9 protein-coding genes are annotated in these 16,061 nt (G+C 72.3%); all 9 read right to left on the reverse strand.

Annotated features, from left to right (window positions below; all coding sequences use genetic code 11):
• Window positions 1–5: 5 nt before the first annotated feature.
• Window positions 6–2,741, reverse strand: a complete 2,736-nt coding sequence (locus tag ABZ801_RS05145) for a family 78 glycoside hydrolase catalytic domain (protein WP_360693080.1) — start codon at window positions 2,739–2,741, stop codon at window positions 6–8.
• Window positions 2,742–2,813: 72 nt separating this feature from the next.
• Window positions 2,814–5,924, reverse strand: a complete 3,111-nt coding sequence (locus ABZ801_RS05150; RefSeq protein ID WP_360693083.1) for a glycoside hydrolase family 78 protein — start codon at window positions 5,922–5,924, stop codon at window positions 2,814–2,816.
• A gap of 98 nt (window positions 5,925–6,022) precedes the next feature.
• Window positions 6,023–7,462, reverse strand: a complete 1,440-nt coding sequence (locus ABZ801_RS05155) for an L-fucose/L-arabinose isomerase family protein (protein WP_360693086.1) — start codon at window positions 7,460–7,462, stop codon at window positions 6,023–6,025.
• 99 nt (window positions 7,463–7,561) lie between these two features.
• Window positions 7,562–9,625 carry a bifunctional aldolase/short-chain dehydrogenase gene (locus ABZ801_RS05160; RefSeq protein WP_344951632.1) on the reverse strand — a complete coding sequence of 688 codons (2,064 nt, stop codon included), beginning with the start codon at window positions 9,623–9,625 and terminating at the stop codon, window positions 7,562–7,564.
• Window positions 9,626–9,644: 19 nt separating this feature from the next.
• Window positions 9,645–12,848, reverse strand: a complete 3,204-nt coding sequence (locus ABZ801_RS05165) for a family 78 glycoside hydrolase catalytic domain (RefSeq protein ID WP_360693089.1) — start codon at window positions 12,846–12,848, stop codon at window positions 9,645–9,647.
• A gap of 67 nt (window positions 12,849–12,915) precedes the next feature.
• Window positions 12,916–13,179, reverse strand: coding sequence for a hypothetical protein (locus ABZ801_RS05170; RefSeq protein ID WP_360693092.1), 264 nt, complete (start codon window positions 13,177–13,179; stop codon window positions 12,916–12,918).
• Window positions 13,180–13,309: 130 nt separating this feature from the next.
• Window positions 13,310–14,476: an L-rhamnose isomerase gene (gene rhaI, locus ABZ801_RS05175; protein WP_344951641.1), complete on the reverse strand. Its 1,167-nt coding sequence runs from the start codon at window positions 14,474–14,476 to the stop codon at window positions 13,310–13,312.
• A gap of 80 nt (window positions 14,477–14,556) precedes the next feature.
• On the reverse strand, window positions 14,557–14,877 hold the full coding sequence (locus ABZ801_RS05180; protein WP_360693095.1) for an L-rhamnose mutarotase: 321 nt from the start codon (window positions 14,875–14,877) through the stop codon (window positions 14,557–14,559).
• A gap of 19 nt (window positions 14,878–14,896) precedes the next feature.
• Window positions 14,897–15,985, reverse strand: a complete 1,089-nt coding sequence (gene rhaS / locus ABZ801_RS05185) for a rhamnose ABC transporter substrate-binding protein (protein ID WP_344951647.1) — start codon at window positions 15,983–15,985, stop codon at window positions 14,897–14,899.
• Window positions 15,986–16,061 lie beyond the last annotated feature (76 nt).

Raw genomic sequence — 16,061 nt, forward strand, 5'->3', positions numbered from 1 at the left:
CCGAGTCAGCGGGCCGAGGAGTGGAAGGTGAGGCGGCCGGAGCCGACCTGGTACACGGCGTAGCCGTCGCGCATGCCCGTGAACCGGGCGGTGGACGCGGCGGGGCCGGTGACACGCACGTCGGCGGCGGCGCGGGCCGGGACGTGCACCTCGGCGGTCACGTTGACCGGCAGGTCCACCGACATCTGGAACGCGGTGCCGCGCCGGGTCCAGTCGACGCCCACGTCGCCGCGCTGCACCGGCACGGTGCCCGACGCGCGGTCCAGCCCGGACAGCGGCGGGCGCACCCGCACCCGCGCGGAGCCGGGCGCGGTGACCGACACGCCCAGCAGGGATTCCTGGACGTCCACGAGCGCGACCGACCCCCACGGGTGGGAGTGGCTCTGCCCGGTCTCGGGCGCGTCCCACGACTCCCAGGTGAACGTGCCGCCGCGCGCCAGGATGTTGCCCCAGCCGGGGCCCTCGGTGTCGGTGAGGCGTTCGACGACCTGGTCGGGGCGGTCGGCGAGGGACTTCATCAGCCCGTGCGAGGTGAACGGCCCCATCCGCATGCCGAGCCCGGCGACGTAGGACACGACGCGGTCGCGGTCGGCCGCCGGGGTGACGCCGTAGGCGACGGCGTAGGCGTTGGCGATCTGCGAGGCGTGCGTGCTCTGCGTGCCGTCGCTCCTGAGGCCGTCGATGTAGACGCCGTCGGGGCGGCGCAGCCTGGCGTTGACGGCGGCGGCCAGGTTCTGGGCGTCGCGGCGCAGCGCGGCTGCGTCGCCGCCCCTGCCCAGGGCGTCGGCGGCGCGGGCGGTGGCGTTGAACAGGTCGACGCCCAGCGCGTTGATGACCGTGCGGGCGGCGGTGTCCATGTCGTGGCCGTAGCGCATGGTCGCGGGCCAGTCGATGATGCCGTACTGGTACTGGCCCGAGCCGCCGGTCAGGCGGGTCACCAGGCCCGTGCCGGAGTCGATGTGGCGGCGCACGTAGTCGGCCACGGCGGTCATCACCGGGTACGCGGCGGCCAGGGTGCGCGCGTCGCCGGACCGCAGGTAGTACTCCCACACCCAGCCGGGGAACATCTCGGTGTAGTCGGGGATGTCGCGCTTGCCGTCGCCGTTGGGGTACACGGCGTTGAGGCGGCCGTCGGGCCAGTAGCGGGCCTGCGACTCGATGAACTCGGTGATGGCCTGCCGGGTGAGGCGGCGCTCCCCGTAGGCGGACATGGTGGCCAGGGAGATGTCGACCGCGTCGCCGAGGAACTGGCCCTTCTCCCGGGTGGGGGTGTCCAGGAACTGCCACTGCGACCCGTACAGCGCCGAGCGCCGCATCAGGTCGTAGGCGGCGTCCACGCCCTCGTCGGACGTGCGGAGCTTCGCGGTGCGCGACAGGTCCACCTCGGTGTGCTGCACGACCGCGCTGATGTCCTCGGGCTCGACGCCCGCGCCGGGCTCGATCTCGAAGTAGCGGAAGCCCATGTAGGTGAACGACCGGAACGTCTGGTCGCCGTCGCGCTGGGTGTGCCCGTAGGTCAGGTCGGTGTCCTGGTTGTCGTCCTTGGACCGCGACACCGACCCGTCGGCGGCCAGCACGTACCCCGCGTGCATGGCGACGTGGCGGCCCGCCTCGCCGTCGCGGAACCGCACGACCGGCATGCCCGGGATGATCTTCCCGAAGTCGGCGACCAGCGCGCCCGACTCCAGCCGCGTCACCTTCCGCGGGCGGATCACGGTGTGGGCGAGGTCGGTCTCCTGGCCGGTGAGGGTCTTGAACGGCCCGGCCGGGTGGGCGCCGACGACCTGCGGCGCCTGCCAGGACGAGTCGTCGAACCCGGGGCGGTCCCAGCCGAGCGGCTCGGCGGTGGCGTCGTACTCCTCCACGTAGTCGGCGCCGTCGCCGTTGCGGCGCGGGGCCGTCTTCCAGGGGCCGCGCGTCACCTTCCACGATCCGTCGGTGACGACGACCTGCCGGGTGCCGTCGGCGTGCTCGACCTCCAGCCGCACCAGCAGGCCGGGCTCGCCCTTGGGACGGCCCTGCCCGCCCCCGTGCCAGTGGTACTGCACGCCCAGCGCGGCCGGGCGGCCCTCCTTCAGCCGCGAGGTGACGTCCACGGTGCGGTAGTAGCCGCTGTCGGGGTATTCGTAGGCGGGGCCGTGGTCGACGACCTCGCCGTTGAGGTGGAGCGCGTACTGGTGGCTGGCGGAGATGTGCGCCCGGGCCCGGACGACGCGGGAGGCGCCGACGGTGAACTCCTTGCGGGCCAGGGTGTAGTCGTCGGCCTCGGCCGTGGTGCGCCGGATCCAGCTTGCCTGCCAGTCCTGGTCGCGCAGGCCGGTGTCGAACTCGGCCGGGCGCGACCAGGGGGAGACCTTGCCGGTGCGGTCCCACGTCCGCACCGTCCAGGTGTAGCCGGTGCCGGGGGTGAGGGCGGGCCCGCCGTACGGCACGTACTCCTGGCTGCCCGACGCGACCTTGCCGCTGTCCCACACGCGCGCGCCGCCGTCGGCGCGGACGACGACCTGGTAGGCGGTCTGCGTCTCGCCGGGGTCGACGTCGCGCGGCCGCCAGCCGAACAGCGGCGCGCCCTCCACGTTGAGGGGGCGGGCGCGGTCACCGACGCTCAGCTCGACGGGGGCCTTCGGCGCGTGGCCCGCGGCCTTGACGGCGGCCGAGGCCATCGAGCCCGGCAGCGCGACGGAGACGAGGGTCAGCGCCCCCGCCGCGACGGCCAGGGAACGGTGCGAGATGGCACGCATGAGACTCCTCGGGGGTGGTGGAGCGAAATGGGGGTGGGCGCGCGCGGCGGGGGGACGCGCGCCGGCTCGTCGTTACTGGGCGGGTGCGGAGAACCGGTACGTGCCGGAGCCGACGGTGAAGACCGCCGCACCGTCCTCCATGCGGGTGAAGCGGGCCCCGTCCTGGGTCACCTCGGCTGCGGCGCGGGCGGGCACCCACACCTCGGCCGTGGTGTTGACGGGGACGGACACGTCGAGGGTGAAGCGGCCGTCACGCGTGGTCCAGGACGTCTGGATCGGGCCGTAGGCCGAGTCGTAGCGTCCCGTGGCCCGGTGCACCTGGCCCCCGGGGCGGGGACGGATCACGGTGTGCCGGTAGCCGGGCTGTCCGGCGGCGATGCCCGTGATGTTCTGGTACATCCATTCGCCCACCGCTCCGTAGGCGTAGTGGTTGAAGGAGTTCATCGCCGCGTCCTGGAAGGACCCGTCGGGCTTGATGGAGTCCCAGCGCTCCCACATGGTGGTGGCTCCCTGGTCGATCTGGTAGCCCCAGGACGGGAACGTACGCTGGTGCAGCAGCCTGTAGGCCACGTCGGTGTGCCCGGTCTGGGTGAGGACGGGCAGCAGCTGGGGCGTGCCGAGGAATCCCGTGGACAGGTGCCAGTCGCGTGCCTTGATGAGCTCGACGAGCCGGTCCGCCGCGGGCTTGCGGGCCGACCCGGGCAGCAGGTCCATGGACAGGGCGAGCACGTAGGCGGTCTGGGTGTCGCCCTTCACCCGGCCGTCCTCCGACACGTACGCCTTGACGAACGCGTCGCGGACGCGCCCGGCCAGCTCGTCGTAGCGCTCGGCGTCGTCCTCCTTGCCGAGGGCACGGGCGACCTTGGCGACCAGCCCGGTGCTGTAGGCGAAGTAGGCGGTGCCGATGACGTCCTTGGGCGTCTCGTCGCCGACGTTCAGCCAGTCGCCGTAGCCGGAGGCGGGACGCAGCAGTCCGGTGCTGTTGGTCTCCAGGTAGGAGATCCACTTCTGCATGGCCGGGTAGTTGTCCTCCAGCACCTGCCGGTCGCCGTACGCCTGGTACAGGTTCCACGGGACGGTGACCCCGGCGTCGCCCCAGCCTGCGCTGCCGCCGCCGATGAACCCGACCTTCGGGGCCACGTCGGGGAACGCCCCGTCGGCGGCCTGGGCGTCGCGCATGTCCCGCATCCACTTGGTCAGGAAGCGGGCGGAGTCCATGTTGTAGGTGGCGGTACGGGAGAACACGTTGATGTCGCCCGTCCACCCCATGCGCTCGTCCCGGGCCGGGGTGTCGGTGGGGATGGACAGGAAGTTGCCGCGCTGCCCCCAGGTGATGTTGCTGTGCAGCTGGTTGAGCATCGGCACGTCCGTGGAGAACGACATCGTCAACGGCTCGGCCGTGTGCATGACGCGCCCCACGACGGCGTCGCGCGACGGGGTGCCGGGGTAGCCGGTGACCTCGACGTAGCGGAAGCCGTGGAAGGTGAAGCGCGGTTCGTAGGTCTGCGCGCCCCCGCCGTTGAGCGTGTAGGTGTCGGTGGCCTTGGCGGTGCGCAGGTTGCCGGTGTAGAGGGTGCCGTCCTTGTTGAGCACCTCCGCGTGCCGGATCGTGACGGTCTGCCCCGCCTTGCCGCCGCCGGGGATGCGCAGCCGCACCCGGCCGACCATGTTCTGGCCGAGGTCGAAGACGTGCACTCCCGGCTTGGGGCTGGTCACCTTCACCGGCGTGATGTCACGTTCCACCCGGGTGGGCGCGTCGAGCCGGCCGACGGGCCGGGCGGTGGCCTCGTCGTTGACGATGACCTGCTTCCAGGCCCGGTCGTCGAACCCGGGGCGCGTCCAGCCGGGGGTCTCCTCGCGGGCGTCGTACTGCTCGCCCATGAGCAGGTCCGAGGTCACGACGGGCCCGTCGGCGCTGCGCCAGGTGCGGTCGGTGACGATGCGCTGCGAGGTGCCGTCGGTGTAGTCGACGTCCAGTTCGGCCCGCAGCCACGGGCGCTCGCCGTACTGGTTCGGCCCGAAGATCGCGATGTGGCCGGAGTACCAGCCGGGCGCCACCGTCACGCCGATCGCGTTGCCGCCGCGCCGCAGCAGCCCGGTCACGTCGTACGCCTGGTACTGCACGCGCCTGCCGTAGTCGGTCCAGCCGGGCGCCAGCTCCTCGGTGCCGACGCGGCGGCCGTTGATCTCGGCCTGGTAGACGCCGAGCGCGGTCGAGTACAGCCGCGCCCGCCTGACCTTCTTGCCGAGGCTGAACTCCTTGCGCAGCTGCGGCGTGAACCCGTCGGGCCCGGTGGTCACGGTCGTGAACGAGAAGCGCCGGTCTCCCGCGACGGGTTTGCCGTCCCGGTACGCCTGCCCGTGCTCGTAGCCTCCGCCGGTGTGGCTCCACCAGCCGATCTGCCCGGACGGGTCGGACTGCTCGACGTAGTACGTCCCGGCGGGCGCGGGCTCGTCCAGCACGAGGGCGGCCTCGGCGTTGTCCGGGTGGTTCTCCACGCGGCTGCGCGCCAGCAGTTCGCCGCCGGGGCCGCCCCTGTAGAGGGAGACGGTGACGTCGGCGTCGGTGGTGTGCCAGGTGGGCATGGGGATGGACACCCGGCTGACGGGCCTGTCGGAGGTGAACGTCTGCCCCTGCGTGCTGCCCTGGGTGAGCTGGGACGGGTCGTTCTGCCCGGTGAACGACGTGGGCAGCGGGACGGGGGCGTCGTGGCCGATCCACTGGCCGCCCAGGGTCGCGCCGTCCAGCAGGCCGGTCTCCCACCACGTGGGCTTGCTCCACGGGGAGGGACGTCCGTGCACGTCCCACACCCGCACCGTCCAGTGGTAACGGGTCCTCGCCTTCAGCTCCGGCCCGCCGTAGGGGACGAGCACCGACTGCGAGGAGGACACCTTGCCGCTGTCCCACACGTCGGGCCTGCCGAGACGGCCCGGGTCGGTGGCCACGCGGATCTGGTAGGCGGTCTGGGCCTGACGGCGCGCGGCCGAGCCGAGCCGCCAGCTCAGCCGGGGACGCGGCGCGTCGATGCCGAGGGGACGATCGCCGTGCTCGGTGCGGGTCTGATCGACGTGCACGCCGTCACCGCCGGGGGCGGACGCGGCGGCAGGGGCCGCCGCCAGGGATCCGGCGAGCGTGACGGCCAGGACGGGGACGAGTAGTTGTCGGAACGGGAATCGCCGCATGGGCTCCTCCAGTTTTCGGGCGCGGTGAGGCGCCGCGTGCACGGATCCCCCGATCACGTTCACGTGGTGTCCGCAGCGTGAGCCGCGTCAGGAAGGCTCTAGGGCTTGACCACGACGAGTTCGACGTCCATCAGGTCGGCCAGGGCCCTCAGGTCGGGCACCAGGTGGCCGGTGGCCAGGGCCCAGTGGTGGGAGATGCCGGTGGCGCTCCACGCGTCGGTCCACTCCCCCGGGTCGCAGCCGAAGTCGACCCGCGAGGTGGTGTTGCCGATCTCCAGCAGCGGCCCGTCGACGACCTCGCCCTCGGACGCGACGAACGCGAACCGCCCGTCCCGCCGCTGGATGACGCCGAACGCGGTGACCGGCCCGTGCTTGACGTCGAACTCGACCGACACGCCGTAGCCGCGCTTGCCGTGGTAGACGCCGAGGCCGCGCAGCAGCGGGCGGCGGGCGCTGATCGCCAGGTGCGCGGGGCCGTCGTGGCCCATCTCGACATGCCCCCGCGTGAAGTCGAGCGCCTGGAGTTCGGTGAACGAGCCGCCCGCGCCGAGCCGGTCGGCGATCAGCATGGCCAGGGAGGTGCGCAGCTCGTACTCGCCCGCCGCCGGGACGCCGCGCGCGGTCAGCAGCGACGCGCCGAGGATCATCCCGGCGCCCAGCCGCTCGTGCACCTCGCCGTCGAGCCCGCGGTGGTAGTAGGCCAGCGAGTCCAGCGCGAAGTCCTCGACCAGCCGGTCCAGGCCCACCGACACGCGCGCCGCCCAGGTCAGGTCGGTGTCGTTGACGGACTCGGCGAACTCGAACACCTCCCGCGCCTGCTTCTTGCGGGCCTCGGTCTCGGCGTCGGTGACCTTGTCGACCCGCACCCGCAGGTCGTCGAACTCCAGCACCTCGACGTGCCCGCCGAAGTTGGCGGCCACCAGCGTCAGGTCGGTGGACACGTCCAGCATCCCCGGGTACAGGTGCCCCATCAGGCCGTGCCGCCCGCGCCGCAGCGCGGCCCGCACCCCGGCCGCGCGCACCCACCGGCCGATCTTCGCCCAGGCGCGCTCGTCCTCCAGGTAGCCCGACACCGACCGGAACGGCACGCCGCAGCGGGCGAACGCGTTGGCCATCTCCGGCAGCGGGCAGGCGCCGCAGTACGCCAGCCACTGCCCGGTGTCGAACGTGGCGTGGTCCATCGACTCGGTGGGCTGCAGGTTGATCAGCAGCACCGGGGCGCCGGACCGCTGCGCGACCGGCACCAGCATCGTCGCGGTCATGTAGGTGGTCAGGAATCCGACGATCAGGTCGCAGCCGGCCTCCCGCAGCCGCTCGGCGGCGGTCGCGCCCTCCCGCTCGTCGGAGATGAAGCCGACGTCGACGACCTCGGCGCCCAGGCCGCGCATGCGCTCCGACACGCGCTCGGCCGAGCGTTTCAGCTGGGGCAGCAGATCCGGGAACTGCGGCCAGTACGCGCCCAGTCCGCCGGCGACGAGGCCGACCCGGACGGGCGGGACGGTGATGCGATCGGATGTCAGGTCCAGGTGTGCCGTCACGGTTCGGTCCTCCTCGGACGTGCGGCTGGGTGGGACGACGGGGCCGGCGCGGCTCCTGCGCGACCGGCGCCGGCCCCGTCGGGTCTGGTGCGGGGGTCGCTACCGCAGGAACGCGGCGGCGACGCCCGCGTCCACGGGCACGTGCAGGCCCGTGGTGTGGGTCAGGTCCCCGCCGGTGAGGGCGAAGACGGCGGCGGCGACGTGCTCGGGCAGCACCTCGCGCTTGAGCAGCGTGCGCTGGGCGTAGTACTCGCCGAGCTTCTCCTCCTCCACGCCGTAGACGGCGGCGCGCTTGGCGCCCCAGCCCCCGGCGAAGATGCCCGACCCGCGCACCACGCCGTCGGGGTTGACGCCGTTGACGCGGATGCCGTGACCGCCGAGCTCGGCCGCCAGCAGCCGCACCTGGTGCGCCTGGTCGGCCTTGGTGGCGCCGTAGGCGATGTTGTTGGGCCCGGCGAACACGCCGTTCTTGGACACGATGTAGACGATGTCGCCGCCCATGTCCTGCTCGACCATGACGCGGGCGGTCTCCCGCGACACCAGGAACGAGCCGCGCGCCATCACGTCGTGCTGCAGGTCCCAGTCGGCGGCCGTGGTCTCCAGCAGCGGCTTGGAGATCGACAGGCCCGCGTTGTTGACGACCAGGTCGACGCCGCCGAACGCCAGCACGGCCGCGCGGACGGCCGCGGCGATCTGCTCCTCGTCGGTGACGTCCACGGCGACGGCGGTGGCGACGTCGCCGGGCCGCAGCGCCCCGGCCGTGTCGGCGATCTCCGCGGCGACCTTCTCGGCCGCGGCCAGGTCCCGGTCGGCGACGACCACGCACGCGCCCTCGGCGGCCAGGCGCCGGGCGGTGGCCGCACCGATGCCCGACCCGCCGCCGGTGACCAGCGCGACCCGCGTGGCCAGCGGCTTGGGCTTGGGCATGCGGCGGAGCTTGGCCTCCTCCAGCTCCCAGTACTCGATGCGGAACTTCTCCGACTCGGGGATCGGCTGGTAGGCGGACAGCGCCTCGGCCCCGCGCATCACGTTGATCGCGTTGACGTAGAACTCGCCGGCGACCCGCGCGGTCTGCTTGTTGGCGCCGAAGCTGAACATGCCCACGCCCGGGACGAGCACGATCGCCGGGTCGGCGCCGCGCATCGCCGGGGAGTCGGCGGTGGCGTGCCGCTGGTAGTAGGCGGCGTACTCCTCGCGGTAGGCGGCGTGCAGCTCGCGCAGCCGCGCCTTGACGTCCTCCAGCGGCGCCGACGGCGGCAGGTCCAGCACCATCGGCGCGACCTTGGTGCGCAGGAAGTGGTCCGGGCAGGACGTGCCGAGCGCGGCCAGCCGCGGGTGCTCGGCGCGGGAGACGAAGTCCAGCACCTCGGGGCTGTCGGTGTAGTGCCCCACCTGCGGCCGGTCCGTGGACGCCAGGCCCCGCACCAGCGGGAACAGCTCGGCGGCGCGGGCGTGCCGCTCGGCCTCGGGCAGCGGCTCGTAGCCCTCGACCACCGGGCCGAACGGCTCGGCCTTGCCGTTGCGGGCGATGAACTCCTCGGCGGTGCGGATGATCTCCAGCGAGTTGGCCTGGCACTCCTCGCTGGTGGCGCCCCAGGCGGTGATGCCGTGGCCGCCGAGGATCACGCCGATGGCCTGCGGGTTGTCCTTCTTGATCTGGGCGATGTCCAGGCCGAGCTGGAAGCCGGGCCGCCGCCACGGCACCCACACCACCCGGTCGCCGAAGATGCGCCGGGTCAGCTCCTCGCCGTCGGCGGCCGTGGCGATCGCGATGCCGGAGTCGGGGTGCAGGTGGTCGACGTGCGCGGCGTCCACCAGCCCGTGCATGGCCGTGTCGATGGACGGGGCCGCGCCGCCCTTGCCGTGCAGGCAGAAGTCGAACGCGGCGACCATCTCGTCCTCGCGCTCGACGCCCGGGTAGACGTCGACGAGTGCGCGCATGCGGTCCAGGCGCAGCACCGCAAGGCCCGCCTCGGTGAGGGTGCCCAGGTCGCCGCCCGAGCCCTTCACCCACATCAGCTCGACGTCCTGCGCGGTCACCGGGTCGGTGACGGTGCCCTTGGCGGAGGCGTTGCCGCCCGCGTAGTTGGTGTTGCGCGGGTCCGAGCCCAGGGTGTGGGCGCGTTCCAGCAACTGCTCCACTTCGCGTGGAGTGGAGGTCATTATTCGCTTCCCCTCGTCGTTACTTGCCGGTCAACTTGCTCGTCGTGAACGTGTAGGTGCCCGAGCCGGTCTCGACCCGGACGGTTCCGTCGCCGCCCGCGCCCAGGACGCGGACGCCGCGCGCGGCGGTCAGTGCGGAGCCGCCCTCGGTGACGGCCGCCGCGGATGCAGCCGGGATGCGGATCTCGGCGGTGGCGCCCACCGGGACGTCCACGTCCAGCCGCAGGCGGCCGTCCTCGCGCCGCCACCGCACCGCGACCTTCCCGTGCGGCGTGGCGGTGGAGCCCTCGGCGAACGTCAGGTCGCCCAGGACCTGGGGCGCGACCTGGATCCGGTCGAAGCCGGGCGCGGCGGGGCGGATGCCCGCCAGGTCCTCGAAGAACCACTCGCCGATGGCGCCGCCGAGGAAGACGTGGTCGCGGGACCGGGCGTCCAGGTCCCACCGCTCCCACAGCGTGGTGGCGCCGTTGTCGATCCAGTAGCCCCAGCTCGGGTAGGTGCGCCGCGTGGCGACCTTGTAGGCCAGCTCGCCGTGGCCGCGCGCGGTCAGCTCGGTGAGCAGGTACTTGGTGCCGAGCGCGCCGGTGTTGAGGTGGCCGCCGCGTTCGTTGATGTCGCGGACGAGCCGGTCGGTGACCGCCTTCTGCGACTCCTCGGGCGCCAGGCCGAGCGCCAGCGCGATCAGCGCGGAGGTCTGCCGGTAGCCCGGGTCGGAGCGGGTGACGTAGGCGTCGCCGCGCAGGAACTCCCGGTTGAAGGCGTCCTTCATCTTGGCGGCCTCGGCCCGGTAGCGGGCGGCGTCCTCGGCGTGGCCGAGGGTCTGCGCGATGTCGGCCAGGGTGACCGCGTTGGAGTAGGTGTAGGCGGTTCCGGCCAGGCGCATGTCCTCGGGGGTGTTGCCGCCGTAGCCGGGCGCCAGGTAGTCGTTCAGCGTGCTCGGGTACAGGCCGTCCTGGCCCCGCTTGAGCCAGTTGTCCAGGTAGTGGCGCATGGCCTGGTAGTTCTCGGCGAGCACGTCGCGGTCACCGTAGCGCAGGTACATCTGCCACGGGATGGTGAAGAACGAGGCGTGCCACGGCGGGGCGTGCCAGCCCGATCCCAGCCCCCAGCCGTTGTCGGGCACGATCACCGGCAGCAGCCCGTCGGACTGCCGCTGGCTGTCGCGGTGGTCGGTCATCCACTTGGTGAACAGCCGCCGCAGGTCGTACTCGGACATCTCCATCTCGGCCATGAGCTGGGCGTCGCCGGTCCAGCCGTTCTTCTCGTACATCGGCGTGTCGGTGGGGATGCCGTGCCAGTTGTTGACCACCGTCTGCCGCGTCGCCGTGCGGATCGTGTCGAACAGCGCGTTGGAGCTGCGGAACGAGCCGACGGACCGCAGGTCGGTCCGCACCTCGCGGCCGTCGAGGTCGGCGGCGGTGGGCGCCTCGCCCGGCCAGCCCGTCACCTCGACGTACTGGAAGCCCTTGTAGGTGTAGCGGGCCTCCCACGTCTCGCCGCCCGCGCGTCCGGCGAGGGTGTACTCGTCGGTCTGGAAGCGGCCGGTGACGTGCCCGCTGACGGCCTGGACGGTGCCGTCGGAGTTGAGCCGCTCGCCGTACTTGAGCCGCACTGTGGCGCCAGCCGGGCCGTCGACGCGGATGCGCGCCCAGCCCGCGATGTTGCGCGGCAGCTTGAACACGTACGTGCCCTGCTTGGGGTTGGTGACCTGCACCGGGCGCAGGGTGTCGGTGACCCGGATCGGCTCGTGCTCCTCCGGGACGACGGTGTCGGACGGGGCCTGCACGGTGGCGGCCCGCTGCCAGGACGAGTCGTCGTATCCGGGCCTGTCCCAGCCCGGACGTTCGGTGCGGGCGTCGTAGGACTCGCCGCCGTAGAGGGAGTCGAAGCGCACGGGGCCCTCGGCGTACCGCCACTGCCCGTCGGTGGCGACGGTCTGGGTGCTGCCGTCGGTGTAGGTGATGACGAGCTGGGCCAGCAGGCGCGGCTCGGCCGTCCAGGACGTCTTGTGCCAGTTCCAGACGTTCTGCTGGGTCATGCCGTAGAAGCCGCGCCCGAGCCGCGCGCCGATCGCGTTGCCGCCGCGCCGCAGCAGGCCGGTGACGTCGTGCGTGACGTACTCGACGCGCTTGTCGTACCGGGTGAACCCCGGCTGCAGCACCTCGTCCCCGACCTTCCTGCCGTTCAGCGTCAGGTCGACGTAGCCGCCGGCGGCGGCGTACAGCCGGGCCTTCGCCACCCGCTTGCCGGGGACGGTGAAGTCGCGGCGCAGCAGCGGCTCGGGCCGGGTCGGGCGTTCGGGCTGGACCTGGCCCCAGGGCCCGCTCCCCCAGGCCGCCAGCACCTTGGCCGCCGGCCAGGACGAGTCGTCGTACCCGGTGGCCTTCCAGTCCCCGCTGGGCGCCGAGTTCAGGGAGCGCCAGGTGCCGCCGGTGTCGAACTCGCCGGGGTTCTGGCCGGGCAGCTCCAGGCGGGCCAGCAGGCCGGCGGGGCCCTCCTTGCCGTTGGCGGCCTGCACGGCGATGACGTTGCGGCCCTGCCGGAGCTGAGCGGTCACGTCCACCGTGATGGGACGGCGCCAGTTCTCCTGCTCGGGTACCGGATCGCGGCCGCCGACCTCGGTGCCGTTGACCCAGGCGGTGAAGCCGTCGTCGGCGGTCATCACCAGCCGGGCGCCGGACGGCACGGCGGACAGGTCGAACGCGCCCCGGAAGTAGCGGGTCGCGGCGGGGGCACTGGTGGCCGGGTCGCCCTCCGGATACCAGATCCAGTCGGTGCCGGTCAGGTCCGGCAGGGCGGCGTCGGCGGCGGGCGCCCCGATCCACTGGCCGCGCCAGCCGTCGCGGGCCAGCGCGGTCTCGAACGAGGTGGTCCTGCTCCATCCCGTCCACGTGCCGCGCGCGTCGGCGACCTTGACGCGCCAGGTGTAGCGGGTGGCGGGCCGGAGCGCGGGCCCGCCGTAGCGGATCCCGTGGCCCGCGGACCCTCTGATCTCTCCGGAGTCCCAGACCTTGCGGCCGCCGTCCAGCGCGACGGCGATGCGGTAGGCGGTCTGGCGCTGGCCCCGCTCGGCGGACGCGAGCGTCCAGCCGAGGCGGGGCCTGGGGTCGGCGACGGACAGGGGGTCGGCGGCGTTCTCGGTTTCCAGGGCGGTGACGCGCAGCCCGGCGGCGGCGTGCGCGGGCGTGACAGGGGTGAGCAGGAGCACGAACGTCGTCGTCACCGCCGCTGCGCGGCGGGATCTGGACCAGGACCGGGGGGTGGGGGACAAGTCCGTCGCCTTCCGTCCGTCAGGAGAGCCTGAAGTCGATCACGCGGATGGATGAGGGGGTGGTTCCGGAGGACTTGCGCTGGTACATCACCGACAGCACGCCGTCGGTGGCGATCCGTGAGTCGTCGACGAGGACCTCGCCGAACGCGTTGAGGGTGCGGCCGCCGTCGTAGAAGGTGCCGTCGAACAGCAGCTTCCAGTCCGTCCAGCCGCTCGCCTTGCTGGCGGCGACGATCCGGCCGAACGGCATGACGACGTAGGCGTTGTCGTTCTTGTCGAACACGATGCGGGAGCGGCCGAACGCCTCGTTCGGCAGGACGCGGCGGCCGCGGGCACGGCGGCGAGGGCGAGCAGGGCGGCGGCGCCGAGCGTTGCCGCTCGCGCCCGGCGGCCGCGCGCCCTGCCCAGGGTGGTCACGCTCCCCACCCCGCCTGGGTGCCGCCGACCCGCTCGGCGACGATCCGCTCGAAGTAGCCGGACGCCTTGTAGGCGGCGACCGGGTCCGGGTGCAGGCCCATCTCCTCGCGCAGCTCGGCGAGCAGCGGCCGCACGTCGGTGTTGAACGCGTCCATGAACACCGCGTTCGCGGCGAGCACGTCGCCGGACCGCTGCGCCTCACGCAGCGCGTCGGCGTCCACCAGCAGCGCCTTGGCGGTGGCCTCCTGCACGTTCATCACCGAGCGGATCTGCCCCTGGATCTTCGGCTCGATGTTGTGGCACTGGTCGAGCATGAACGCGATCCCGGCCGCCGGCTCGTAGCCGCCGCCCCGCACCACCTCGTACATGATCCGGTACAGCTGGAACGGGTCGGCCGCGCCCACCATCAGGTCGTCGTCGGCGTAGAAGCGGGAGTTGAAGTCGAACCCGCCGAGCTTGCCCTCGCGCAGCAGGAACGCCACGATGAACTCGATGTTGGTGCCGGGCGCGTGGTGGCCGGTGTCCACCACGACCTGCGCCTTGGGGCCCAGCTTGAGGCAGTGCGCGTAGGAGGTGCCCCAGTCCGGCACGTCGGTGGTGTAGAACGCCGGCTCGAACAGCTTGTACTCCAGCAGCATCCGCTGGTCGTCGCCGAGCCGCTCGTACACCGCCTGCAGGGCCTCGAACAGGCGGTCCTGGCGTTCGCGGATGTCGTCCTGGCCCGGGTAGTTGGTGCCGTCGGAGAACCACAGCTTCAGGTCGCGCGAGCCGGTGGCGTCCATGATGTCGACGCACTCCAGCAGGTGGTTCAGCGCCTTCTTGCGGACGGCCGGGTCGGGGTTGGTGACACTGCCCAGCTTGTAGTCGTCGTCCTGGAAGACGTTGGAGTTGATCGCCCCGACCCGCACGCCGCGCTCCTCGGCGTAGTCGGCGAGGGCGGCGTAGTCGTCGACCGTGTCCCACGGGATGTGCAGCGCCACGCTCGGCGCCACCCCCGTGAAGCGGTGCACCTGCGCCGCGTCGTCGATCTTCTCCTGGGGGGTGCGCGGCACGCCCGGCTGGGGGAACACCTTGAAACGCGTCCCGGAGTTGCCGTAGGCCCAGGACGGAGTCTCGATGTGCTGGCGGCGCAGGGCGTCCTTCACCGCGCTGATGTCAGTCATGTGTTCCTTTCCCCGGTCCCCGGTCTCCCGGTGGCCGGTCTGCGGGGCCGTCCCGGGTGCTCCGGGACGGCCCGATCGTCCTAGTCCAGGTGGAAGACCTCGGTGAGCGGCAGCATCCCCTGGTCGGGGGCGCGGCCGTCCAGGTCCTCGAAGAACGGCGCCATCTCGGCCTGCCAGCGGGTGTTGACCTCGGTGCGGGCCATGCCCTCCAGCGCCTTGTCGAAGTCGTCGGTCTCCAGGTAGCCGACCAGCAGCCCGTCGTCGCGCAGGAAGAGCGAGTAGTTGCGCCAGCCGGTGTCGCGCAGGGCGGCCTGCATCTCCGGCCAGACGGCGGCGTGCCGCTCCCGGTACTCCTCGATCCGGTCCTGCCTGACCTTCAGGAGGAAACACACGCGTCGCATGGGCGCCCTCTCCCGCGGCTCAGAAGTCGTACTGGTCGATGTTGCTCTTGTCGAAGACGGTGGGCGGGCCGAGGATGACCTCGCCGTCCTTGCCGATGGTGCGCGAGCCGAGCTTGCCGGCCTTGAACGACTGGCCCTCGGCGCCGCTGATCTGCCCGGACGCCAGCGCGGCGGCCGCGTAGGAGGCCAGGTAGCCCAGGTTCTTGGGGTCCCACAGGGCGAACTTCTCGACGGTGCCGTCCTTGATGAACTTGCGCATCTGGTTGGGCGTGCCGAGGCCGGTCAGCACGACCTTGCCCTTGTACTCCGACCCGGAGATGTAGCGGGCGGCCGCGGCGATGCCCACGGTGGTCGGCGAGATGATGCCCTTGAGGTTCGGGTAGGCCTGCAGCAGGCCCTGGGTCTGCTGGAACGACTTCTGGTCGTCGTCGTCACCGTAGGCGATCTTGACGAGCTTCATCCCGGAGTACTCCGGCTTCTTCAGCTCGTCCTGCATGAACTTGATCCAGGTGTTCTGGTTGGTGGCGTTGGCCGTGGCGGACAGGATCGCGATCTCGCCCTTGCCGCCGATCTGGTCGGCCAGCAGCTTGACCTGGCTGCGGCCGATCTCCTCGGAGCTGGCCTGGTTGATGAACAGGTTGCGGCAGTCCTTGGAGGTGTCGGAGTCGTAGGCGACGACCTTGATGCCGCGGGACATGGCCTGCTTGAGCGGGCCGCACACCGCGTTGGGGTCGTTGGCGGCGATGAGGATGGCGTCCTGCCGCTGCTGCACCAGCGTGTTGATGTAGGACACCTGCGAGGACGCCGCCGCGTCGGACGGGCCGACCTCCTTGGCCTCGCCGGCGTACTCCTTGGCCGCGGCGATCCCGGCCTCGTCGACGATCTTCTCGTACGGGTTGTTGATCTGCTTGGGCAGGAAGGCGATCTTCAAGCCCTTCTTGATCTCCGCGTTGGGGTTGGCGGAGGCCGAGGCCGCCGCGCCCCCGCCCGCGGCGGGTTCGGCGGAGTCCTTGGTGGTGCCGCCGCACGCGGCCAGGCCGAGCGCGAGCACGCCGGCGCTCGCGATGGCGCTCACCGAACGCCAGGAGAGGACGGAACGGACGGTCATCTGTCGTGCCTTTCGCAAAGTCGCATCGGCGATGCGACGGGGTGGGTGTTGTGCAGCGGGGAGAGGGGTCGAGCCG

The sequence above is a fragment of the Actinomadura sp. NPDC047616 genome (genome assembly GCF_040642915.1).
GTDB classification, from domain to species: domain Bacteria; phylum Actinomycetota; class Actinomycetes; order Streptosporangiales; family Streptosporangiaceae; genus Spirillospora; species Spirillospora miaoliensis.